At 66.7% G+C, this 21,408-nt stretch carries 22 protein-coding genes and 1 riboswitch; of the genes, 6 read left to right on the forward strand and 16 right to left on the reverse strand.

Features of this window, described 5'->3' with window-relative positions:
- Positions 1 to 4 precede the first annotated feature (4 nt).
- A complete protein-coding gene (locus tag AB4118_RS16740; protein ID WP_441490792.1) occupies positions 5 to 895 on the reverse strand; it encodes a hypothetical protein in 891 nt (296 codons plus the stop codon).
- 331 nt (positions 896 to 1,226) lie between these two features.
- Between AB4118_RS16740 and dnaK the strand changes: the two genes are divergently transcribed.
- Both dnaK and dnaJ read left to right on the forward strand, forming a co-directional pair.
- On the forward strand, positions 1,227 to 3,152 hold the full coding sequence (gene dnaK, locus AB4118_RS16745; protein ID WP_441490793.1) for a molecular chaperone DnaK: 1,926 nt from the start codon (positions 1,227 to 1,229) through the stop codon (positions 3,150 to 3,152).
- Positions 3,153 to 3,305: 153 nt separating this feature from the next.
- A complete protein-coding gene (gene dnaJ / locus AB4118_RS16750) occupies positions 3,306 to 4,445 on the forward strand; it encodes a molecular chaperone DnaJ (RefSeq protein ID WP_441490794.1) in 1,140 nt (379 codons plus the stop codon).
- Between the two features lie 75 nt (positions 4,446 to 4,520).
- On the opposite strand, the gene AB4118_RS16755 is transcribed toward dnaJ, so the two are convergent.
- Together AB4118_RS16755 and AB4118_RS16760 are read right to left on the reverse strand one after the other, a co-directional pair.
- Positions 4,521 to 4,805: a CsbD family protein gene (locus AB4118_RS16755; RefSeq protein WP_441490795.1), complete on the reverse strand. Its 285-nt coding sequence runs from the start codon at positions 4,803 to 4,805 to the stop codon at positions 4,521 to 4,523.
- Positions 4,802 to 5,638 (reverse strand): helix-turn-helix domain-containing protein, encoded by an 837-nt coding sequence (locus tag AB4118_RS16760; RefSeq protein ID WP_441490796.1) that lies wholly within the window; start codon positions 5,636 to 5,638, stop codon positions 4,802 to 4,804. Before AB4118_RS16760 ends, AB4118_RS16755 begins: the two co-directional genes overlap by 4 nt.
- A 142-nt stretch (positions 5,639 to 5,780) precedes the next feature.
- Between AB4118_RS16760 and AB4118_RS16765 the strand changes: the two genes are divergently transcribed.
- Both AB4118_RS16765 and AB4118_RS16770 read left to right on the forward strand, forming a co-directional pair.
- Positions 5,781 to 6,188 (forward strand): hypothetical protein, encoded by a 408-nt coding sequence (locus AB4118_RS16765; RefSeq protein WP_441490797.1) that lies wholly within the window; start codon positions 5,781 to 5,783, stop codon positions 6,186 to 6,188.
- A 217-nt stretch (positions 6,189 to 6,405) separates the two neighbouring features.
- The gene (locus tag AB4118_RS16770) at positions 6,406 to 8,607 is read left to right on the forward strand and encodes an esterase-like activity of phytase family protein (RefSeq protein WP_441490798.1); all 2,202 of its coding nucleotides are present in this window, start codon (positions 6,406 to 6,408) and stop codon (positions 8,605 to 8,607) included.
- Positions 8,608 to 8,748: 141 nt separating this feature from the next.
- Here the strand turns inward: AB4118_RS16770 and AB4118_RS16775 are convergent, their stop codons facing one another.
- The 6 genes from AB4118_RS16775 to AB4118_RS16800 all read right to left on the reverse strand — a co-directional run bounded on the left by AB4118_RS16775 (position 8,749) and on the right by AB4118_RS16800 (position 12,340).
- Positions 8,749 to 9,144, reverse strand: a complete 396-nt coding sequence (locus AB4118_RS16775) for a cupin domain-containing protein (RefSeq protein WP_441490799.1) — start codon at positions 9,142 to 9,144, stop codon at positions 8,749 to 8,751.
- Positions 9,145 to 9,303: 159 nt separating this feature from the next.
- Positions 9,304 to 10,104, reverse strand: coding sequence for a MetQ/NlpA family ABC transporter substrate-binding protein (locus AB4118_RS16780; RefSeq protein ID WP_441490800.1), 801 nt, complete (start codon positions 10,102 to 10,104; stop codon positions 9,304 to 9,306).
- Between the two features lie 43 nt (positions 10,105 to 10,147).
- Positions 10,148 to 10,813 (reverse strand): methionine ABC transporter permease, encoded by a 666-nt coding sequence (locus tag AB4118_RS16785; protein WP_113517950.1) that lies wholly within the window; start codon positions 10,811 to 10,813, stop codon positions 10,148 to 10,150.
- Positions 10,803 to 11,909 (reverse strand): methionine ABC transporter ATP-binding protein, encoded by a 1,107-nt coding sequence (locus AB4118_RS16790; protein WP_441490801.1) that lies wholly within the window; start codon positions 11,907 to 11,909, stop codon positions 10,803 to 10,805. The genes AB4118_RS16785 and AB4118_RS16790 overlap by 11 nt, the downstream gene beginning before the upstream one ends.
- Positions 11,910 to 11,916: 7 nt before the next feature.
- Positions 11,917 to 12,102 (reverse strand): hypothetical protein, encoded by a 186-nt coding sequence (locus tag AB4118_RS16795; protein ID WP_441490802.1) that lies wholly within the window; start codon positions 12,100 to 12,102, stop codon positions 11,917 to 11,919.
- 13 nt (positions 12,103 to 12,115) lie between these two features.
- The gene (locus tag AB4118_RS16800) at positions 12,116 to 12,340 is read right to left on the reverse strand and encodes a hypothetical protein (RefSeq protein WP_441490803.1); all 225 of its coding nucleotides are present in this window, start codon (positions 12,338 to 12,340) and stop codon (positions 12,116 to 12,118) included.
- A 441-nt stretch (positions 12,341 to 12,781) separates the two neighbouring features.
- Between AB4118_RS16800 and AB4118_RS16805 the strand changes: the two genes are divergently transcribed.
- The gene (locus AB4118_RS16805) at positions 12,782 to 13,186 is read left to right on the forward strand and encodes a hypothetical protein (RefSeq protein WP_441490804.1); all 405 of its coding nucleotides are present in this window, start codon (positions 12,782 to 12,784) and stop codon (positions 13,184 to 13,186) included.
- Between the two features lie 108 nt (positions 13,187 to 13,294).
- Positions 13,295 to 13,774: a copper chaperone PCu(A)C gene (locus AB4118_RS16810; RefSeq protein WP_441490805.1), complete on the forward strand. Its 480-nt coding sequence runs from the start codon at positions 13,295 to 13,297 to the stop codon at positions 13,772 to 13,774.
- A 61-nt stretch (positions 13,775 to 13,835) separates the two neighbouring features.
- On the opposite strand, the gene AB4118_RS16815 is transcribed toward AB4118_RS16810, so the two are convergent.
- The 7 genes from AB4118_RS16815 to AB4118_RS16845 form a co-directional block, all read right to left on the reverse strand.
- Positions 13,836 to 14,765 carry a dihydrodipicolinate synthase family protein gene (locus AB4118_RS16815; RefSeq protein ID WP_441490806.1) on the reverse strand — a complete coding sequence of 310 codons (930 nt, stop codon included), beginning with the start codon at positions 14,763 to 14,765 and terminating at the stop codon, positions 13,836 to 13,838.
- A gap of 22 nt (positions 14,766 to 14,787) precedes the next feature.
- Complete coding sequence (locus AB4118_RS16820) at positions 14,788 to 15,474, reverse strand: fumarylacetoacetate hydrolase family protein (RefSeq protein WP_441490807.1); 687 nt, start codon at positions 15,472 to 15,474, stop codon at positions 14,788 to 14,790.
- 109 nt (positions 15,475 to 15,583) lie between these two features.
- Positions 15,584 to 16,258, reverse strand: a complete 675-nt coding sequence (thiE, locus tag AB4118_RS16825; protein WP_441490808.1) for a thiamine phosphate synthase — start codon at positions 16,256 to 16,258, stop codon at positions 15,584 to 15,586.
- A complete protein-coding gene (locus tag AB4118_RS16830) occupies positions 16,255 to 17,004 on the reverse strand; it encodes a hydroxyethylthiazole kinase (protein WP_441490809.1) in 750 nt (249 codons plus the stop codon). Before AB4118_RS16830 ends, thiE begins: the two co-directional genes overlap by 4 nt.
- Before the next feature lie 8 nt (positions 17,005 to 17,012).
- Positions 17,013 to 18,875 carry a phosphomethylpyrimidine synthase ThiC gene (gene thiC, locus AB4118_RS16835; RefSeq protein WP_441490810.1) on the reverse strand — a complete coding sequence of 621 codons (1,863 nt, stop codon included), beginning with the start codon at positions 18,873 to 18,875 and terminating at the stop codon, positions 17,013 to 17,015.
- Between the two features lie 78 nt (positions 18,876 to 18,953).
- A riboswitch (TPP riboswitch) is annotated at positions 18,954 to 19,058 on the reverse strand.
- A gap of 82 nt (positions 19,059 to 19,140) precedes the next feature.
- Positions 19,141 to 19,341, reverse strand: coding sequence for a hypothetical protein (locus AB4118_RS16840; RefSeq protein WP_441490811.1), 201 nt, complete (start codon positions 19,339 to 19,341; stop codon positions 19,141 to 19,143).
- A 109-nt stretch (positions 19,342 to 19,450) separates the two neighbouring features.
- Positions 19,451 to 20,710, reverse strand: coding sequence for an OmpA family protein (locus AB4118_RS16845; protein ID WP_441490812.1), 1,260 nt, complete (start codon positions 20,708 to 20,710; stop codon positions 19,451 to 19,453).
- Positions 20,711 to 21,408 lie beyond the last annotated feature (698 nt).

The following is a 21,408-nucleotide window of genomic DNA, read 5'->3' on the forward strand; positions in this document are numbered from 1 at the left end:
GGGCTTACTGGGTCGGAACGGCAACCGCCGGCGCGACCGGGCGGGCCACGGCCGGTCGCGCCGGCTTGGGCCGTTCGGGCTTGGGTTCGGGCAGGCCGAGGCGGGCACGGATTGCGGCAGCCTTGGCCTCTGTGATGCGCGCGGCGCAGAAACCGAGCGAGCCTTCGCGCTGGAAATCACGGCAGGTCAGCTCACGCTCGGAGGTGAACCCGGCCTGTTCCCGCGCGATGCTGCGTTGCGTGCTGAGATCGCCCTTGGCTGCAAGCGCGCGAAAGCCCTCGCGCACGGCGCGCTCCGCCCTGCCGCGTTCGGATTCGATCTCCTTGGCCCGCGCCGAGAGGGTGCGTGCATCAGGGCCCCAGAGGCCTCGCGGATCGATCCGGCAGGCGGCTGCCTCGATCACGCAGGGTTGCTCCGGCTCGACCACCAGAAAGGCGCCCTCTAGGACATCGAACACGATCGGGCAGGCCGAGGCCTCCAGCTTGTAGCGTGGCACACCGGCCGGCTTGCCGAGCGATGTCACCGGCAGCGGCGTATCGCCGAAGGAAATGGCACAGGGCTCCGTCAGGTTGCCGGGCTGGAAGCCGGCGGCGTTGAGCTTGAGGCCAAAGCCGGTCGGTGTCTTCTCGAAGACCGCTTCGCCGGCGCCGCCATTCTGCCGGAGCACGCGGCCGATGATCCCTTCCTCGGTCGGCAGCTTGATGGCCGGCATCGACGGGGTGTGCGGCTTGGCCGGTCCGCCCGTGCCGGGGGGCGCGGCCTGATGTGCGCCCGGCGGATTGAAGGGTTGCGCGCCCGGCAATTGCATCGGCTGAGCCTGGGCAAGCCCACCCGAACCGGCTGCAGCCAGCATCGCGAAGATCTTGAGGGCTATGCGGCCGGGTCTGGTCAGCATCGGGTGCCGTGAAATGGTAAACGCAATCTTCTGCATGAATTGGCGAGCGAACGCGTGCAAGAGCATTGGCGCAACACTGCTTGGCAATGATGCGGCCGCGACCTCTCCCCGCGTGACGCGCGCGGTCGCCGATTCTTAATCCGGCTCCGTGTCTTGCAAGGGCGGGAACACCCTCACTATATACGCCGCCAAGAGGCGGTTTGACGACCGCGAAACGTGGAATGCCGGTTCCGTTTGCCGCGTAAGGCGGGGGCGGGCCGGTCCATGGGCCGGCAGGCGGTGCGAAATGCGTCGCCGGTCGGCGATCTGCTAATCGAAAGGGATCCCGTCCATGGGTAAAGTTATTGGTATCGACCTCGGCACGACGAACTCCTGCGTTGCCGTGATGGAAGGCACTACACCGAAGGTTATCGAGAATTCCGAGGGCGCGCGCACCACGCCCTCCATCGTCGCCATCACCGATGACGGCGAGCGGCTTGTCGGCCAGCCGGCCAAGCGTCAGGCCGTCACCAATCCGGAGCGCACTTTCTTCGCCATCAAGCGCCTGATCGGTCGGACCTTTGAGGATCCGATGACGAAGAAGGACATGAATCTTGTCCCTTACCGGATCAAGAAGGCCCCGACGGGCGATGCCTGGGTCGAGGCTGACGGCAAGGACTATTCGCCCTCGCAGATTTCCGCCTTCACCCTGACCAAGATGAAGGAGACCGCCGAGGCCTATCTCGGGCAGCCGGTCACGCAGGCGGTCATCACCGTTCCCGCCTATTTCAACGACGCCCAGCGTCAGGCCACGAAGGATGCCGGTCGCATCGCCGGCCTCGAGGTGCTGCGCATCATCAACGAGCCGACGGCGGCTGCGCTCGCCTATGGCCTGGACAAGAAGACCACCGGCACGATCGCGGTCTATGACCTCGGCGGCGGCACCTTCGACGTCTCGATCCTCGAGATCGGCGACGGCGTCTTCGAGGTGAAATCGACCAATGGCGACACCTTCCTGGGTGGCGAAGACTTCGACATGCGCCTGGTCGAGTACCTTGCGGACGAGTTCAAGCGCGAGCAGGGCATCGACCTGAAGAAGGACAAGCTCGCCCTGCAGCGCCTGAAGGAAGCTGCCGAGAAGGCCAAGATCGAGCTTTCCAGCGCCGCGCAGACCGAAATCAACCTGCCCTACATCACTGCCGACGCCTCCGGGCCGAAGCACCTCGCCATCAAGCTCTCGCGCGCCAAGTTCGAGAGCCTGGTCGACGATCTGATCCAGCGCACCATCGAGCCCTGCCGCAAGGCGCTCAAGGATGCCGGTCTTTCGGCGGGCCAGATCGACGAGGTCGTTCTCGTCGGCGGCATGACCCGCATGCCGAAGGTCCAGGAGGTGGTGAAGCAGTTCTTCGGCAAGGAGCCGCATAAGGGCGTCAATCCGGACGAGGTCGTCGCCATTGGCGCCGCGATCCAGGCCGGCGTGCTGCAGGGCGACGTCAAGGACGTGCTGCTGCTCGACGTGACCCCGCTCTCGCTCGGCATCGAGACGCTCGGCGGCGTGTTCACCCGCCTGATCGACCGCAACACCACGATCCCGACCAAGAAGAGCCAGGTCTTCTCGACCGCCGAGGACAACCAGGGCGCGGTGACGATCCGGGTCTTCCAGGGCGAGCGCGAGATGGCTGCCGACAACAAGATGCTCGGCCAGTTCGACCTGATGGGCATCCCGCCGGCGCCGCGCGGCATGCCGCAGATCGAGGTGACCTTCGACATCGACGCCAACGGCATCGTCTCGGTGACGGCGAAGGACAAGGCCACCAACAAGGAGCAGCAGATCCGCATCCAGGCTTCCGGTGGTCTCTCCGAGGCCGACATCCAGAAGATGGTGAAGGACGCCGAGGCGAATGCCGCCGAGGACAAGAAGCGTCGCGAGCTGGTGGAAGCCAAGAACCAGGGCGAGAGCCTGGTGCACTCCACCGAGAAGTCGCTGAAGGACTATGGCGACAAGGTTTCTGCTGCCGACAAGTCAGCGATCGAGACCGCACTGGACGCGCTCAAGGCCGCGCTGGCCGAAGAGAATGTCGAGGCGATCACCTCGCGCACGACCGACCTGATGCAGGCCTCGATGAAGCTCGGTGAAGCCATGTATGCGGCGAGCCAGGCCGAGGGTGCCACGGCTGAAGGCGGCGAAGAGCATGCCGACGCCAAGAAGGACGACGTCATCGACGCCGACTTCAAGGATGTCAGCGACGACAAGAACGACAAGAAGAAGAGCGCCTGATCGCGCTCTGATCTCTCCACGACGACCTGGCCGGGCTTGCCCCGGCCATCTCGTTCGGGAAGGGCCTCTTGCAAGGGAAATGTCGTTCTTCTGACGAACATGGCCGGGTTCCCCCGGCCATGATGCCGAGAAGAACGAAGGGGTGGCTGTTTGATGTCCAAACGCGACTACTACGAGATCCTCGGCGTCTCGAAGACGGCTAACGAGGCGGAGCTCAAGAGTGCTTTCCGCAAGCTCGCGATGCAATGCCATCCCGATCGCCATCCCGGCGACAAGGGGGCCGAGGCCAAGTTCAAGGAGCTGAACGAGGCCTATCAGGTCCTGGCCGACGGCCAGAAGCGCGGCGCCTATGACCGCTACGGTCACCAGGCCTTCGAGAATGGCGGCGGTGGTGCCGGCGGCGGGGCCGATTTCTCCGACTTCATGTCGGACATCTTCGATTCCTTCTTCGGCGATGCGCGGGGCCGCGGTGGACCGCGCGGTGCCAATGGCCGCGAGCGCGGTGCCGATCTTCGCTACAATCTCGAAATCGGGCTGGAGGACGCCTTCGCCGGCAAGAGCGCCTCGATCCGCGTACCAACCTCGATTGCCTGCGAATCCTGCTCCGGGACCGGCGCCAAGCCGGGCTCGACGTCGCGCCAGTGCCCGACCTGCGGCGGCCATGGCCGCGTGCGCGCCAATCAGGGCTTCTTCTCGGTGGAGCGCACCTGCCCGACCTGCAACGGGCGCGGCGAAGTCATCGACGACCCCTGCAAGAACTGCTCGGGCGCCGGGCGCGTCACCCGCGAGCGCACGCTCTCGGTCAACATTCCGGCCGGCGTCGAGGACGGCACGCGCATCCGGCTTGCCGGTGAGGGCGAGGCTGGCCTGCGCGGCGGGCCGGCGGGCGACCTCTACATCTTCCTGTCGATCAAGCCGCACGCGATCTTCCAGCGCGACGGGGCCGATCTGTTCTGCCGGGTGCCGCTTGGCCTCACCTCGGCGGCTCTCGGCGGCGAGATCGAAGTCCCGACGCTCACGGGCGAGAAGGCACGCGTCAAAATTCCCGAGGGCACCCAGAACGGCAAGCAGTTCCGGCTCAAGGGCAAGGGCATGAGCGTGCTGCGCTCGCGCGAGGTCGGGGATCTCTATATCGAGGTCGTGGTCGAGACGCCGCAGAAGCTGACGGTGCGTCAGCGCGAATTGCTGCTCGAATTCGAGCGCGAATGCTCAGGCGCAACCCACCCGGAAACCGCCGGCTTCTTCGGTCGCGTCAAGGAGTTCTTGGGCGGCATGAGCGGCGGCGCGGCCTGAGCACGGGCCCCGCAATTGAAAAGGCGGGCGACCCGTCCGGGGCACCCGCCTTTCAGATCGCCGGCCTGATGCAGATCAGGCCTTGTCGATCACTTTCTTGACCGCATCCTTGGCTTTGCCAACGGCCTGCTGGGCCTCGCCCTTGCGCTCCTGCGCAATCCCTTCGGCCTGAAGCCCCGGCTTGTTCATCGCCTTGCCGACGCCCTGCTTGACGTTGCCAGCGGCCTCGTTGGCCATGCCCTTGATCTTGTCCGCGGTGCTGCCCATGGGTCCTGTTCCTCTGTTGAAAAACGCATGTCGTATCAGCGACTTGTGCTGAGGAAACGGCTGGAACGGGCAAAGGTTCCCGGAAAAGTTCAAGCTGCTCCGGACCGGTCCGCGGCTGCGATTGCCATCACCCGCAGCGCCTCGGCGGTCGCCGCATCGGCCGGAAAGAAGGTTTCCAGCGCCAGTTCCGACAGCGTGATGTCGACCGGCGTGCCGAAGACGGTTGTGGTCGAAATCAGGGAGAGCACCTGCTCGCCGACCTTCAGCTGCATCGGCACGACGATGGCAGCTTCCGCCTCGGGCTCCGGCACGTGACCCTTGCGAACGGGCTGAAGCGGCGCCGGATAGGTCAGCAGCTCGATGAGGAGATCGGCGAGGATCGGATCGGCCGTCGCCCTGATCTGCTGCCTCAGCCTCGCGATCAGATGGCTTCGCCATTCCGCGAGATTGACGATGAAGGGGGCGAGCCCGCCCGGATGCAGGCTGAGCCTCAGCACGTTGACGGGTGGGCGCAGCAGCTCGGCATCCGCGACAAGGCCGAGCAGAGGCGTCACCGCGGCATTCGCGGCAAGCAACGTCCAATGCCGGTCGACCGCGACGGCCGGATAGGGCTCATGACCCTTCAGCACGAGATCGATCGCCGACTTGGCTGCCTGCAAGCTCGGATCCTCCAGCGACCGTTCGAGATAGACCGGGGCATAGCCCGCGGCGAGCAGCAGGGCGTTACGCTCGCGCAGCGGCACGGCGAGATACTCCGCCAGGTGCAGAACCATGTCGCGGCTCGGCGCCGAGCGGCCGCTCTCGATGAAGCTGAGATGCTTCTGGGAGATCTCCGCTTCCAGCGCGAGGTCGAGCTGGCTCAGCCGGCGCAGCTGGCGCCAGTCGCGGATGAGGTGACCGACGGTGGGTTGATGATGCTTGTTCATGGCGAGAAACCTATCCGGGCTGTCGGTTCGTTCCAATTACCTCTCGCTTAATCGACGGGCCGACACGACAGCGTCAGCATGGCTCCAACATCAACAGCCCGGGCCGGCCGCCGGAACGGGCTCACACCCAGGAAACCACGCCATGTCCTCGATCCAGTCCTCGCGCTTCCTCCGCAATGCCCTTGCTCTCGATGCCGCTGCCTGCGCCGCCACCGGCCTGCTGCTCGCCTTCGCTGCTGCGCCGCTCACCGGATTGCTCGGCTTCCCCGAGGCTTTCCTCCGCGGCGCCGGCCTGGTGCTGCTCCCCTGCGCCGCGCTGCTGGCCCTCTTCTCCAGTCGCGAGACCCTGCCGCGGCTCGCCGTCTATGCGGTGATTGGCATCAACCTCCTCTGGATCGCCGACAGCATCCTGATCCTGGTTGCGGGATGGTTTGCGCCGACCGGGCTCGGCATCGCCTTCGTGCTCGCGCAGGCTGCAGCGGTCGCGATCGTCACCGAACTCGAGATCATCGGCTTCAAGCGCTCGACCGCCGCCGCCGTCGCCGCCTGAATGCAAGCGGCAGGCATCTCCAACTCGACGCCTTCCGGCCGCCGCCGGAGGGCGTCGAGCTGTTTTCGCAAAGCCATCATGTGGTGGGGGCGTCTTGTTCGCGGCCCAATGGGGGAGCGCGGGCTCCGATCGGGGAAAGCGTCACGAAACTGTCGTGCGCACTCAATAGCTGATGCGGCCTGCACAGTTTCTTGCCCCAACGGAACAGGACCGCCCCATGCGCACCTCACTCGTTCTCGCGGCTCTCGCCTCGGTCCTGCTTGGCGGCACAGCTCTGGCCGAGCCGATGTTCAACCGTGTCGCGACCTTCTCCGTGCCGCTCAACCTGCCGGCCGATCGCGACGCGTCCAAGAAGACGGTGTCGGAGATCATCGCGGCCAACGAAGCGGGAACGCTCCTGGCCTATACCGATGCCGAGCAGAAGGCCCTCGGCCTGATCGACATCACGACGGCCTCCGCTCCGAAGCCGGCAGGTTTCATTCCGCTCGACGGCGAACCGACCTCGGTCGTGATCCTTGGCGACAAGGCCTTCGTCGTGGTCGTCACCTCCGGCGACAATTTCAAGGAGCCCGCCGGGCATCTTGCCTCGGTCGATCTCAAGGCGCGGCAGGTCGTTGCCAAATGCGAGCTCGGCGGCCAGCCGGATTCGATTACGCTGACCAAGGACAAGGGCAAGCTCGCCATCGTCATCGAGAACGAGCGCGACGAGAAGCTGAACAAGGGTGCGCTGCCGCAGCTGCCCGCCGGCAACCTGACCCTGGTCGGCATCAAGGATGGCGGCGCCGATTGCGCCTCGCGCCAGGTGATCGACCTGACGGGCATCGCCGCCATCGAGCCGACCGACCCCGAACCGGAATTCGTTGACGTCAACCAGGACGGCCTCGCCGTGGTGACGTTGCAGGAGAACAACCACCTCGCCATCATCGATACCAAGACCGGCAAGATCGTCACCCATTTCTCCGCCGGCACCGTCGATCTGAAGAACATCGACAAGACCCGCGACGGCGAAATCAGGCCGGTCGAGGAACTCAAGGGCGTCGCCCGCGAGCCGGACGCGGTGCGCTGGATCGACACCGAGCGCTTCGTCACCGCCAATGAAGGCGATTGGAAGGGTGGCTCGCGCGGCTTCACCATCTTCCGCAAGGACGGCACGATCGAGTTCGATTCGGCTGCGATGGTCGACCATATCGCCATGCGTCACGGCCATTATCCGGAAAAGCGCTCGGCCGCCAAGGGCAGCGAACCGGAAGGGATCGAGGTCGGCACCTACGGCAATGACAAGCTGATCTTCGTCGGCCTGGAGCGCGCCTCGCTCGTATTGGTCTTCAAGGACGAGGGCGCCGGGAAAGCACCGCGTTACCTCCAGGCCCTGCCGGGTGGCATCGGTCCGGAAGGCCTGCTTGCCATCCCGCAGCGCAATCTCCTTGTGTCGGCCTCCGAGACCGATGTCGGCGAGAAGGGTGGCGCCCGTTCCGCAGTGACCATCTATGAGCGCAACGAAGGCCCGGCCGCCTATCCGACGGTCGTCTCGCAGGATCATGAGGGTCTGCCGATCGGCTGGGGCGCGCTGTCCGCACTTGCCGCCCATGGCAGCACAGCTGGCCGCCTCTTTGCCGTGACCGACAGCGCCTATACGCCGTCCCGTATCCTCGAGATCGACGCCACGCAGAAGCCGGCCAGGATCGTCGCCGGCCTGACGGTGACCAAGGATGGCAAGCCCGCCTCCTATGACCTGGAAGGGATCGCGACCCGCGCCAATGGCGGCTTCTGGCTGGCTTCGGAGGGCAATCCCGAGATCAAGGACAAGCCGACTCGCAATATCCTGCTGCGGGCGACCGCAAAGGGTGAGATCGAGGAGGAGATCCACCTTCCCGAAGAGCTCGACAAGCATGCCATGCGCTTCGGCTTCGAGGGCGTGACGGTGACCGGCGAGGGCGCGGACGAGACCGTCTGGCTTGCCGTGCAGCGCGAATGGAAGGACGATCCCAAGGGCAAGACCAAGATCCTGTCCTACAAGCCGGCCAGCAAGCAGTGGGGCGTGCTGCATTACCCGCTGACGGCTCCGGCCGCCGGTGCCTGGATGGGCCTCTCGGAGTTGACCTATCTCGGCAACGAGACCTTTGCCGTGATCGAGCGCGACAATCTCTTCGGCGCCAAGGCGGTGAAGACGCTGGCCACCTTCTCGGTCAAGGGTCTGACGCCGGCCGCAATCGGCGCCGCCGCCATCCCGACCGTCGAGAAGAAGCCGCTGCGCGATCTCACGCCGGATCTGATGAAGGCTGGCGGCTATGGGCTCGACAAGGTTGAGGGCATGGCTGTCGACAAGGCTGGCAATCTCTTCGTTGTTACCGACAATGACGGTGTCGACGATTCCTCCGGCGAGACCCAGTTCTTCGCCTTCGGCAAGATCTCGCAGTAAGGCACGCGCAATCGCCCGGCAGCGGGCCTCAGGCACCGCCCCGAAAAGCGGATTGCGGTTTTCGGGAAAGACGATGCAAACACAGACGGCTGGATCGTCGGACCGGAAGGTCCGGTCTGATGATCCAGCGTCGCCGGGTTTCTAGCGAACCGGATCCAGGAACGGCGTGTCCGGCTCGCTGACATAGAAGATCACCACTTTCAGCATCTCGTTGCCGCGGTTGTAGCCGGTCATCTTGACGTTCGGCGGTTCGACCAGCGATTCGCCGGCCTTCACTGTCACGGCCGTGCGCCCCTGCATTTCCAGGGTGAAGGCGCCTTCGATGACATGGACCGTCACCGGGAAACGGTGCGTATGGAACGGTGTCCTGTCTCCCGGCTTGATCATGGCGGTCATCACCCTGATTTCTTGCTGGGGACCGGTCGGCATTCCCGGAACCACTGTCTTGAGCACGAGTTCGGGGCGCGCCAGCCGTTCGGTCTGGGCGGCGGCCGGCAGTGAGGCGAGGGCGCAGGCGGCGAGCGGCAGGCAACGCATGATCTCCTCCTCTGATCGCGACCATCCTGGTGCCATCATAGCCGCCTGCGCCGCCGCAGGCCCGGCCCATCTTGCCTGCAAAGAAAAACCCCGGATGCTTGCGCATCCGGGGCAGGTGCCTGGTCGTATCGCGTGACCAGGTGGGAGGAACGATTGAGATCACCAGCCAGCGAGCACGTTGCCCTTGAAGCGCTCGGTGACGAAGGCCTTGATCTCGGGTGAGTGATAGGCTTCGACCAGGGTCTTGACCCAGGGCTTGTCCTTGTCAGCCTCGCGCACGGCGATGACGTTGACATAAGGGCCCTTCGGGTCTTCGCGCAGGATGGCCGAGGTCGGCTCGATCTTGGCGTCGACGGCGTAGTTCGTGTTGATCGAGGCGGCCCCGACATCGGCGAGCGAGCGCGGCGCTTGCGCCGCATCGATTTCGATGATCTTCAGCTTCTTCGGATTGGCGGTGATGTCGGCGACGCTCGGCTTCACGCCGACGCCGTCCTTCAGCTTGATCACGCCCTTGTCCTGCAGCAGCAGCAGCGAGCGGCCGCCATTGGTCGGATCGTTCTGGATGGCGACAGTCGCACCATCCGGAATCTCGGCCCAGCTCTTGTACTTCGACGAATAGATCCCGAGCGGGAAGTTCACGGTCAGGCCGACGCTGACCAGCTTGTAGCCGCGGTCCTTCACCTGGTTGTCGAGATAGGGCTGGTGCTGGAAGGAGTTGGCCTCCAGCTCGCCTGCATCCAGAGCCTGGTTCGGTACGACATAGTCGGAGAACTCGACGATCTTGATGTCGAGGCCCTTCTTGGCGGCGATCGGCTTCACCTTCTCGAGGATCTCGGCATGCGGGCCGGGCGAGACGCCGATGCGCAGCGTCTGGTTCTGCTGGGCAAGGGCCGGCACCGAGAGGAGAAGGGCGAGGCCGGAGGCGGCAAGCGCGGCGCGGCGGGTCAGATTGATCGACATGATGTTTCCTTGCGGCTGTTTGAACGGTTGAGGACCGATTGGCTCAGGCGTGGCGCAGGCGCTTGTTGAGGCGCCGGGCAAGCCGGTCGCCGATGCTCTGCACGGTCTGGACGAGGACGATCAGCACGGCGACGACGACGGCCATCACGTCCGGCATGAAGCGCTGGTAGCCGTAGCGGATGCCGAGATCGCCGAGGCCGCCGCCACCCACGGCGCCGACCATGGCCGAGAAGCCGATCAGGCTGACGATGGCCAGCGTCAGTCCGAGTGTGATCGCCGGCAGTGCTTCGGGCACCAGGACCTTGCGCACGATCTGCAGCGGGCTCGCCCCCATGGCGCGCGCGGCCTCGACCAGGCCCTGATCGACTTCGCGGATGGCGCCTTCGATCAGTCGCGCGATGAAGGGGGCGGCTGCGACGGTGAGCGGGACCATGGCAGCATTGGTGCCGATCGAGGTGCCGGCGAGCAGCCGGGTGAAAGGGATGATCGCGACAACGAGGATGATGAAGGGCGTCGAGCGCGTGGCGTTGACGAGCACGCCGAGCACGGCGTTGACGGCGGGCGCGGCGAAGAGCTCACCACGTTTGCTGGTCGCCAGGAAGACGCCGAGGGGCAGGCCGATCAGCGTACCGATCCCGGCTGCGACCGCAACCATGAGCAGCGTGTCGGCGGTCGCCTGGGCGATGAGGCGGATGAGTTCAGGAGACATGGCCGATAACCTCCGCCTTGAGTTCGAGGCTCTTCAGGGCGCCGAGCACGGCAGCGAGTTCCGGCTCATGGGCCGTGACCGAGACGAGCAGGCTGCCAAAGGGCTGGCCCGCAATGGCATCGATCCGTCCGGCGAGGATGTTGACATCGACGCCGACGATCGAGCTCAGCCGGCTGATCACCGGGGCCGTCGCATTCTCGCCGATGAAGGTGATGCGCAGCAGGGCGCTGTCGCCTGGACGTGCCTCCGGCCTGACCCGGCCGGCGAGATGGGCGGGAAGTTCGACACCGGTCACCGTCTCGACGAAGCGCGCGGTGGTCGGGTGCTTGGGCTGGGTGAAGACGGTAAAGGTCTCGCCTTCCTCGACGATCCGCCCGCCCTCGATCACTGCAACGCGGTCGCAGATCTCCTTGATCACCGGAATTTCGTGGGTGATCAGCAGGATGGTGATGCCGAGCTCGCGGTTGACCCGCTTCAGCAGACCGAGGATCGACTGTGTGGTCTCGGGGTCCAGCGCCGAGGTCGCCTCGTCGCAGAGCAGCACCTTCGGCTCGGTCGAAAGCGCGCGGGCGATACCGACGCGCTGCTTCTGGCCGCCGGAGAGTTCGGCCGGATAGCGTTCGCGCTTGTCGGACAGGCCGACGAGATCGAGCAGCCGCGTGACCTGGCGTTCGATCTCGGCCCTGGGCGCGCCTGCAATTTCAAGCGGCAGCGCGACATTGTCGAAGACGGTGCGCGACGAGAGCAGGTTGAAGTGCTGGAAGATCATGCCGATCGTCCGGCGCCGCGCCCGCCAACCGGCTTCGGTCAGCCCTGTGACATCCTCGTCCTCGATCAGGATGCGGCCGGAACTCGCCCGCTCCAGACCGTTGACCAGCCGGATCAGCGTCGACTTGCCGGCGCCGGAGCGGCCGATCACCCCGAGAATTGCGCCGCGCGGCACGGTGAGATCGATGCCCGAGAGCGCGGTCACGGCGCCTTGCCCGGAGCGGCCGGAGAAGATTTTGCCGACATTCTCGAACCGGATCGCCGGCTCGGGACTGAAAACGGAGTTGGCACCGACGCTGAAGGCGTCGGGCTTCACGAGAGCGTTCATCATAACCTCAGAGGAGCGTGTGGCAGGACCAGTGCGAGATGCCGAGCTGTTCCAGCGTCACGTCGTGGATGGAGCGGCGTGTGTTCTCGTCTTCGTCCACTCGCTCCTGGGTCGAAGATGGTGGGAGCGCGGTGGAAAGGGCCCGGTCGAGCCAGTCCCGCAGCAATGCGCTCAGGGTCGTGATCAGCGGCATCGGCCTGCCCCCGCTATGACGCCAGCCGCAGCGCGGGACGGCGCTGGGAGGCGGCGAGTTGCCGGGCCGCTATCTCGGCAGCGCTTGGCGTTGCGAAACGGAGGCCCTCGAGTGCGCGAAAGGCGGACGAGGCGGAAATGAAGGTGAAGAAGCGTTCGTCGTTGCGGCGATTGACGAGCCCGGCCTGGGTCTCGCCGATTTCGATGATGAATGCTTGCGGGGTCTGCGACTGGGTCATGGCTTGCCTCCGCCGCATGGGCGGCGTTCGTTTGGGCGGATCGGATTGGGAGAGGCCCCGGCGTCAGCCCGGGCGGTCTTTCAATGCAGGATCAGCATCGACAACAGCAGGCAGCCATCAGCATGGTGGCAGCGGACCGGCGCAAGGTCGAAACGGTCATGTTCATCTCCTCGTCACTGGAGCCCACGACCCGGTCGTGGCGCTTTAGCGTTTGGTGACGCGGCGCAAGCTGCTCGCTCAAATCTCCGCGGCCGCCGAACCATGTCCAGCGACAGTGCCAATCTGGGTGAAAGTGTCCTCTTTGTCAACCCGATCGTTCTTTTAAAGAAACGAATGAAAGGGAATGAATCTTTCGCGCGCCGTTGCCGAGGGGGCAGAAATCTCTCCTCGACCATCCCGCGGACCTCCCCCTGCGACAGAGCGCAGCTTGACGGAGAGCAGGTGACGAGGCCAAGTCGCGCCATGTCGGCCCTTGGTCCCCCGCTTGAGACGCTGCGCCGCTCCGTCCTCGGAGCCTGGCTTGCGGCCGTCTATGCGCTGGCCGTTCTGGCGGCAGGCCTGGCGCCGGCATCAGCCTTTGCGGCTCATCCAGCGCTCGCAGGTGCGGTTCTGTGCTCCGGGCAATCCGTCTCGGACACGTCCGAGGTTCCGGAGCCGGCGAATGGCGTCCAGCATTGCATCGGCTGCCCGATCAATCCTGCCCTTGCGATCCCTCCTGTACCGCCTCAGCCGGTGGGCGCGCGCCTTGCGGCCCCGCTGGAGCGCTCCGTTCCCATTCGGACGGATGCCATCCATGGCGCGGTCCTCGGGCTGCCGCAATCGCGAGCGCCGCCGATCGCATCCTGAACACGGTTTCGTCTCTCCCTCTCGTCTCGCGGCCAGCCGGACAGGCCGCCGCAAGCCGGGATTTCCGGCCATTCGCGAATGGCCGCGACCTCTTTCAGGACCATGCTGATGAATAAGCCCGTTCACTACCTCGCCGCGATCGCGCTCACACTCGCGAGCGCCGCCGCCTTCGCCCATGACTACAAGGCTGGCCCGCTGAAAATCGGCCATCCCTGGTCGCGCGCCACGCCGGCCGGCGCCAAGGTCGGCGGCGGCTACCTTTCGATCGAGAATACCGGTTCGACACCCGACCGGCTGATTGGGGTCTCTGCGCCCTTCGCCGGTCGCGGCGAGATCCATGAAATGGCGGTCACCAATGGCGTGATGACCATGCGCGAGCTTGAAAAGGGTATCGAAATCCCGGCCGGCGCCAAGGTCGAGCTGAAGCCCGGCGGTTTCCACATCATGTTCCAGGAGCTGAAGCAGCCGCTGAAGCAGGATGAGCGCGTCAAGGGCACGCTGACCTTCGAGAAGGCTGGTGTGGTGGAGGTCGAGTTCAAGGTCGAGGGGATCGGCGCCAAGGGTGCCGCCGCCGAGCACACGCACTGAGCGCTTGAAGACAAGGCGATGGCCCCCTCTCGTTGAGAGGGGGCCATCGCGATTCCGGCTTTCAGAACTTGGCGCGCGGGTCGTGCTTTGCCAGCCGCGTCAGCAGATAGTCCACTTCCGCCTTGGCCGCGGCCGTCAGACCGGCGCCCGGCTTGCGCTGGGCGTCGCTGGCCAGGATGCCGCGCTTCATCATCGTATATTTGCGGACGGCGAGGCCGACACCCTGCTGCTGCTCGTAGCGCAGCAGGGGGAGGTGCGCGTCGAAGATGTCATGAGCCGCGTCGCGCTTGCCTTCGCTGGAAAGGCGGACGACGTCGATCAGCAATTCCGGGAAGGCATAGCCGGTATTGGCGCCGTCAGCCCCACGCTCCATCTCGAAATCGAGGAAGAGCCCGCCATTGCCTGTGAGGATCGCGATCTTGCGCAGGCTGCCTTCCGCCTGGAACTTGCGCAGCGTCGAGATCTTCTCGAGTCCCGGCCAGTCCTCGTGCTTCAGCATTACGCAGGACGGGTTGTCCTGGACGATGCGGCGGATCACGGCCGGCGTCATCACCACCGAGAGCGTCAGCGGGTAGTCCTGGATGACGAAGGGAATGTCGCTGCCGATCGCCTCGACGGCCTGGGCGTAATAGCCGACGATCTGGTCGTCGGTGCGCAGGCTCGGCGGCGGGGCGATCATTACGCCGCCGGCGCCGAGATCCATCACCTGCCGCGCCAGCGAGCGCATAGCCGCAAAGCCCGGCGCCGAGACGCCGACGATGATCGGCTTGCCACCCATCTTCGCGACGGCGCGCTTGACGAGCCCGACGGACTCTTCCGGTTCGAGCTTCGGCGCCTCGCCCATGATGCCGAGCACGGTGATGCCGTCAGAACCGATGCCGGCGTAGAAATCGAAGAGCCGATCGGTGCTCGTCCAGTCGATGGCGCCATCGGGCGTGAAGGGGGTCGGCGCAATGGGATAGACGCCGCGGGCGTCAGGGGTCAGCTGCATGGTCAGGTTCCTCGAAGTCTCTTCAGGCGATCCGGGTGCGGACGGTGCCGACGCCGTCGATGGCGCCTTCCAGCACGTCGCCCTTGACGACGGCCGCGACACCTTCCGGCGTGCCGGTGAAGATCAGGTCGCCGGGAGCCAGCGCGACGAGGCCGGAAAGATAGGCGATCGTCTCCGGCACGCTCCAGATCAGCTTGGCGAGATCGGAGGTCTGGCGCACGCGGCCATTGACCGTGAGCTCGATCTTGCCGGCCGCGGGATGGCCGCTATGGCTCGCCGGCACGATCTCCCCGATCGGGGCCGACTGGTCGAAGCCCTTGCCCATGTCCCAGGGGCGGCCGGTCTTCTTGGCTTCGCCCTGCAGGTCTCGGCGGGTCATATCGAGCCCGGCCGCATAGCCATAGACATGCGAGAGCGCCTCGGACACCGGGATGTCGCGCCCGCCGGTGCCAATCGCGACGACCAGCTCCATCTCGTGGTGCAGGTCCTTGGTCTTGCTGGGATAGGGCATGTCGGTGCCGTTGATCACCACTGCGTCCGCGGGCTTGGTGAAGAAGAACGGCTCCTCGCGGTCGGGATCGCCCCCCATTTCGCGGGTATGTTCGGCATAGTTGCGTCCGACGCAGAAGATGCGGCGCACGGGGAAGAGCCCGCCACCCGCTACCGGAACCGCGTTGATGGCGGGCGGTTCGATCACATAATTCGTCATGACGCAGCGCTCCCTCGATGTCGTGCCGTTCATGGGCGAGCGACGGGCGCGAAGCAAGGGGCCGGGCGCTCGTGGCGGGGCTGCGCGCCCGGCATTGCCGCGTGACGGTTCAGGTGGATGCGGGAGCTTCTGGCGGCGTCGGCAGCAGCCGCTCGAGCACCGCGCGCAGTGCGCGCGCGGCGGCCTCGACATCGTCCTGCACGAACAGCGCGCCGATCACGGCAATGCCGTCAGCCCCTGCCTCGATGACCGAGGCCGCATTCATTGCCGTGATGCCGGCGATGGCTCCGACCGGGAGCGGCCCCAATGCGGCAGCAGCCTTGCGCCGCAGGGCCGTGAAGCCGTCGAGACCGAGCGAGGAGCCGGCATTGTCCTTGTGCGAGGTCTGGAAGACACCGCCGATGCAGGCATAGTCGATCTTCGCCGAGGCCAATGCGGAGAGTTCATCCTCATGCTTCAGCGTCGCGCCGATGATGGCGCGGGGCCCGAGCAGGCGGCGGGCATCGTTCGGCTTCATGTCGTCGGCGCCGAGATGGACGCCGTCGGCACCGGAAGCGAGCGCGACATCGACGCGATCGTTGATCAGCAGCGGCACCCTTGTGCCGTGCAGGGCCGAGCGGATGGCCCGGGCCTCGCGCACCATCTCGCGCGTCGTCTCGGTCTTGGCGCGCAGCTGGATCAGGGTGGCGCCGCCATCGACCGCGGCACGCGCCAGGTCGGCCAGCGAGCGCCCGGCCGCGATCTGCGGATCGACAATGCCGTAAAGGCGGATATCAACGCTCACCCGTGCTCTCCAATCCGTTCGCGCAGCGTGGCCTCGTCCATCCCTGCCAGCGCGTCGATCAGGTGCACGGCGAAGCTGCCGGGCCCTTGCGATGTCTCTGCCGCAATCTCGCCGGCGACGCCATAGGCGGTCAGCGCGGCGGCGGCCGCGACTGCCGGATCGCCCTCGACCGCGCAGCATGCCGCGATCAGGGCGCCCGCTGCGCAGCCGACCCCGGTGACCCTCGTCATCAGCGGATGGCCATGGGAGACGGACAGCATGCCGCCTGCGCGCATGATCCGGTCGACCTTGCCGGTGGTGACGAGCGTGAGGTTGCGCTCGCGCGCCGTCTCGAGATCGGCAGCAAGCGCGGCCATCTCGGTCGCGTTGCCGCGCACGACGATGTTCGGCAGGCGCAGGACCTCACGCGCCACGTGCTGGCGCAGCGGCGAGAGTTCGACGAAGACCGGATCGAAGACCAGCGGTTTCTGTCGGTCGCGCGCGACCTCCAGCAGCTTCGGGATGGCGAGTTCGCTCTCGGCATTGATCGTGCCGATGTTGATCAGGATCGCGCCGGCGCCCTCGGCCATTGCCGCGATCTCGTCGACATGGATCGCCATGGACGGGATCGCGCCGAAGGCGAGCAGCATGTTCGCCGTAATGTTCTGCGCCACCGTATTGGTGAGGCATTGCACCCGCGGGCGGCTCGCTGCCACCCGCGCCAGCACGCCTGCAACGACCGTCGCGTCGAGGCGGGCCGCGGTCATCGTCGCGCTCATTCCGCCGCCGGCAAGTAGAGATTGCCGCCTTTGGCGAGGAATTCCTGCGATTTCTCCGCCATGCCCTCGAGCGCCGCGCGTTCGTTCTCGCCCATCGCCAGCACTTCGGCGCGCAGATCCTGCGTGATCTTCATCGAGCAGAATTTCGGCCCGCACATCGAACAGAAATGCGCGACCTTGTGGGCATCCTTCGGCAGGGTCTCGTCATGGAAGGAACGTGCGGTATCGGGGTCGAGCGCCAGGTTGAACTGGTCCTCCCAGCGGAAGTCGAAGCGGGCGCGCGAGACCGCGTCGTCGCGGATCTTGGCCGCTGGATGGCCCTTGGCGAGATCGGCGGCATGGGCCGCGATCCGATAGGTGATGACGCCGGTCTTGACGTCGTCGCGGTTGGGAAGGCCGAGATGCTCCTTGGGCGTGACATAGCAGAGCATGGCGCAGCCGAACCAGCCGATCATCGCCGCGCCGATGCCCGAGGTGATGTGGTCGTAACCCGGCGCGATGTCGGTGGTCAGCGGTCCCAGCGTGTAGAACGGCGCCTCTCCGCATTCGCGCAGCTGCTTGTCCATGTTCTCCTTGATCTTGTGCATCGGCACGTGGCCGGGGCCCTCGATCATCACCTGGCAGCCCTTGTCCCAGGCGACCTTGGTGAGCTCGCCCAGCGTCTCCAGCTCGGCAAACTGGGCGCGGTCATTGGCGTCGGCGATCGAGCCCGGACGCAGGCCGTCGCCGAGCGAGAAGGAGACGTCATATTTGCGCATGATCTCGCAAATCTCGTCGAAGCGCTCGTAGAGGAAGCTCTCCTTGTGGTGCGCGAGGCACCAGCGCGCCATGATCGAGCCGCCGCGCGAGACGATGCCCGTGACGCGGCTCGCAGTGAGCGGGACATAGGGCAGGCGCACGCCGGCATGGATGGTGAAATAGTCGACGCCCTGCTCGGCCTGCTCGATCAGCGTGTCCTTGAAGACCTCCCAGTCGAGCTTGATCGGGTCGCCGCCGACCTTCTCAAGCGCCTGGTAGATCGGCACCGTGCCGATCGGAACCGGCGAGTTGCGCAGGATCCAGGAGCGGATGTTGTGGATGTTGCGGCCGGTCGACAGGTCCATCACCGTGTCGGCGCCCCAGCGGATCGCCCAGACCAGCTTCTCGACCTCCTCGGCAGCGCCGGACGTCACGGCCGAATTGCCGATATTGGCGTTGATCTTGACCAGAAAATTGCGGCCGATCGCCATCGGCTCCAGTTCGGGGTGGTTGATATTGGCCGGGATGATGGCGCGGCCGCGGGCGATTTCCTCGCGCACGAATTCAGGGGTGACGAATTCCGGAACCGAGGCGCCAAAGCTCTCGCCATCGGCATGGCGCTCGCGTGCGCCTTCGAGCATCGCGGCGCGGCCGAGATTCTCGCGATGCGCGACATAGATCATCTCGGGCGTGATGATGCCGGCCTTGGCGAACTCGTACTGGGTCGCCATCTGGCCGGGCTTCGCCTCGAGGATCGGGCGTGAGGCCGGGCAGGCGGGAACGAGCTGTTCAGGCGAGATATGGCCGTTATCGGCGGCAGTGACGGCGCGGCCGGGCACGGTCGTGAAGCCGCAGGCATCGAGCCAGGCGCGGCGCGGCTGCGGCAGGCCGGCATTCAGGTCGATCGTGACATCGCTCTCGGTGAACGGACCGGACGGGTCGTAGATCCGGACCGGCGGCTCGGAATCTGTGGTGAGCTGAACTTCGCGGAAGGGCACCCGCATCTCGGGATGGTCCGGCGGCGCGACATAGATCTTGCGCGAGCCGATGATCGGTCCGGTCGTCACGCTTTGAGGGGCAGCCTTGACGGTATTCTTCTGGGGCTTGGTGTGGGCGTTCATGGGATCTCCTCCTTGGTCCAAGGTTCAGGAGATCCGGGTTTAGAAGCGGTCCAGTCGCTGTCTGCGGGTACACGTGTGGCGCACGCCGCGTTCCAGTCCCTCCGCCGGTATGACCCGGATCAGGTTCGACGGGTTCGGCTTTGGACGCCATCTCAGCTCTTGCGAGCACCCCTCGGAACGAAGCGGAGGTTAGGGCCGGCGGCTCTTGAACGCAACCGACAAGGGGCGGGATGCGGCCCTGCCATGCGGCGCCGGAATGCCGGGCTCAGGCGAGAATGTCGACGTTCTGGCCCTGGCCAGCGGCAAGAGTAGCCTTCTGGGACTCGGCGCTCTGCTGCAGCATATCCACGAGCGCCTGGTCGGACGTCGCCTGCTGCTTCACCATCGCTGTCTGCAAGGTCTGGCGGGTCGAGGCTGCCTGGCTTGCGGCAAAGCTCTGCGCGATCGCGACGGATGTCTCACTCATCATCAACTCTCCTTACGATAGGTCTTAAGCCGGAGAGCTTGCTGATTCCTGAATCTCCTGAGCCGGGGAGACCGGCGCGACGGTCGCCCGCCGCGCCGGTTCTATTGGTTCACTGCGGCTGGTTCTGCCCGGCCAGCAGCGGGGTGATGCGTCGGAGCGTGACGCGGCGGTTCTCGCGGGCGGCCTCCTGCGTCTGCACCTTTAGATACTGCTCGCCATAGCCCTGCGTCGTCAGGTTCTCCGGCGGCACCTGGAAATCGCGCGTCAGGATCTCGGCGACGGATTGGGCCCGGCGATCCGAGAGCGAGAGGTTGTCGACATCCGAGCCGACGGCGTCGGTATGGCCCTCGACCAGGAAGACCTCGTTCGGCGCGCGCTGCAGTGCCTGGCTGATCGAGGCGGCAATCACCGAGAGCCGCTGCGCCTGGTTGGGGGTGACCTCCCAGGACCCGGTCTCGAAGGTCACCGTGTCGATATCGACGCTGCGCATGCGGGCGCGCAGGTCAGGCGAGTAGCGGACCTCGTCGAGCGTGTAGCGGCGTGGGATCGCGGCGATCGGCGGGGCGGTGATCGTCTCATAGATCAGGCGCTGGTCGGCCTGCTCGGCGTCGACGATATAGCGCTCGCGCGGGATCGGCAGGGGCGGCGGCGGCAGCACGACGACCTCGTCCGAGAAGCGCATATCCGGCCGATCGCGGCGGGTGTTGTCGATCATCACGATCTCATCGCCATCGCGCATGCGCCGGGTCCGGCGGATCAGGCGGCCATCCTCGTCGGTCACGGTGATGATGCGGCTGCCGTCCGGCCGTTCGAACACGGTCACGTTCTCGTCTCCGCGCCGTTCGGTCCGTCCCTGCCAGCCGAGGTCGCGGAAGCGCTCGGTCTCGTCGCGGCGGATGATGGCACGGTCGTCGTCGCGGATGATCGTGCGACCGGGCTCGCGAATGATCGTGACGTCGCCCTCGCGGCGCTCCTCGCGGCGCCCGCGGACATCGTCGAGGCGGGTCGCGCCCTGCGTCGCCATGATGCCGCCGAGCACGCCGACGCCAAGGCCGATCGCAGCCGCGCCACCGAGGCCGATGCCACCGCGACGGCCCTGCCGGTCAGGCGGGGGCAGTTGCCCGGGTCCAGCGGCTGGAGGCTGGCCGGCCGGAGGCGGAGCGAGCGTCTGGCCCGGCTGCGGCGGTGCAACGGGCGGCGGGACTGCGCCGGGCGCGCGACCGCCGGGGGGCGGGGCGAGCGGGGCTGCTGCCGGCGGCTGAGCGGGTAGGGGCGCCGGAACCTGACCGGGTGTTGCAGAAGGCGGCTGGCCGCCTGGCGACGCACCGGGTGCGCGACCACCCGGAGGCGGCACCAGCGGCTGGGTCACGGGCGGCTGAGCTTGCGGGGCAGTTCCTGGAACCGGCGCTGGTGTCGGGCGAGCCGCCGGGGGGTGGGCCGGACCCGTCGCTGGCGCCTGGCCGGGAGCGGTCACAGGCGGTTGGCCGGCTGGTGGCGCGCCGGGCGCACGACCACCCGGAGGCGGCCCCAGCGGCTGGGTCACGGGCGGCTGAGTTTGCGGAGCCGTTCCTGGCACCGGTGCTGGCGTCGGGTGAGCCGCCGGGGGCTGGCCCGGAGCCGCCGCTGGCGCCTGGCCGGCCGGTGGCGTGCCGGGCGCACGGCCGGCAGGAGGTGGCGCCAGCGGGGCGGTCGCGGGCGGCTGGGTTTGCGGAGCCGCTCCGGGAGCGCGCCCTCCTGCTGGGGGCGTCAACGGTGCGGTTGCCGGCGGCTGCGCCTGTGGGGCGGGAATCGGACGGGCTGCCGGCGGCTGCCCGGGGCCCGGGAYGGGCGGCTGGGCGCGCAGCGGCACGGCCTGAGGCTGGCTGGGCTGGGCTGGAGGAGCCGGGCGCGGCACCGCCGGGATTGGCTGAGGCGCGGAGGAGGGCGGGGGCGCGGGTTGCGGCCGTATGGCTGGTGGGCGTCCGGGTTCGCCGGCGCCCGGCGGCACGGGGCGCGGCATCTGCGGCTCGCGGCGCGGTTCAGGCGGCGGCGCGGCGGGTGGGCGTGGTTGCGCGGGTGGCGCTGCGC

This window comes from Allobosea sp. 2RAB26, from assembly GCF_052115465.1.
Lineage (GTDB): Bacteria > Pseudomonadota > Alphaproteobacteria > Rhizobiales > Beijerinckiaceae > Allobosea.

Coding starts and splice junctions, on each gene's coding strand:
- AB4118_RS16740 (WP_441490792.1), bottom strand. CDS start 895: ATGCTGACCAGACCCGGCCGCATAGCCCTCAAGATCTTCGCGATGCTG.
- dnaK (WP_441490793.1), top strand. CDS start 1,227: ATGGGTAAAGTTATTGGTATCGACCTCGGCACGACGAACTCCTGCGTT.
- dnaJ (WP_441490794.1), top strand. CDS start 3,306: ATGTCCAAACGCGACTACTACGAGATCCTCGGCGTCTCGAAGACGGCT.
- AB4118_RS16760 (WP_441490796.1), bottom strand. CDS start 5,638: ATGAACAAGCATCATCAACCCACCGTCGGTCACCTCATCCGCGACTGG.
- AB4118_RS16765 (WP_441490797.1), top strand. CDS start 5,781: ATGTCCTCGATCCAGTCCTCGCGCTTCCTCCGCAATGCCCTTGCTCTC.
- AB4118_RS16770 (WP_441490798.1), top strand. CDS start 6,406: ATGCGCACCTCACTCGTTCTCGCGGCTCTCGCCTCGGTCCTGCTTGGC.
- AB4118_RS16775 (WP_441490799.1), bottom strand. CDS start 9,144: ATGCGTTGCCTGCCGCTCGCCGCCTGCGCCCTCGCCTCACTGCCGGCC.
- AB4118_RS16780 (WP_441490800.1), bottom strand. CDS start 10,104: ATGTCGATCAATCTGACCCGCCGCGCCGCGCTTGCCGCCTCCGGCCTC.
- AB4118_RS16785 (WP_113517950.1), bottom strand. CDS start 10,813: ATGTCTCCTGAACTCATCCGCCTCATCGCCCAGGCGACCGCCGACACG.
- AB4118_RS16790 (WP_441490801.1), bottom strand. CDS start 11,909: ATGAACGCTCTCGTGAAGCCCGACGCCTTCAGCGTCGGTGCCAACTCC.
- AB4118_RS16795 (WP_441490802.1), bottom strand. CDS start 12,102: ATGCCGCTGATCACGACCCTGAGCGCATTGCTGCGGGACTGGCTCGAC.
- AB4118_RS16800 (WP_441490803.1), bottom strand. CDS start 12,340: ATGACCCAGTCGCAGACCCCGCAAGCATTCATCATCGAAATCGGCGAG.
- AB4118_RS16810 (WP_441490805.1), top strand. CDS start 13,295: ATGAATAAGCCCGTTCACTACCTCGCCGCGATCGCGCTCACACTCGCG.
- AB4118_RS16815 (WP_441490806.1), bottom strand. CDS start 14,765: ATGCAGCTGACCCCTGACGCCCGCGGCGTCTATCCCATTGCGCCGACC.
- AB4118_RS16820 (WP_441490807.1), bottom strand. CDS start 15,474: ATGACGAATTATGTGATCGAACCGCCCGCCATCAACGCGGTTCCGGTA.
- AB4118_RS16830 (WP_441490809.1), bottom strand. CDS start 17,004: ATGACCGCGGCCCGCCTCGACGCGACGGTCGTTGCAGGCGTGCTGGCG.
- thiC (WP_441490810.1), bottom strand. CDS start 18,875: ATGAACGCCCACACCAAGCCCCAGAAGAATACCGTCAAGGCTGCCCCT.
- AB4118_RS16840 (WP_441490811.1), bottom strand. CDS start 19,341: ATGAGTGAGACATCCGTCGCGATCGCGCAGAGCTTTGCCGCAAGCCAG.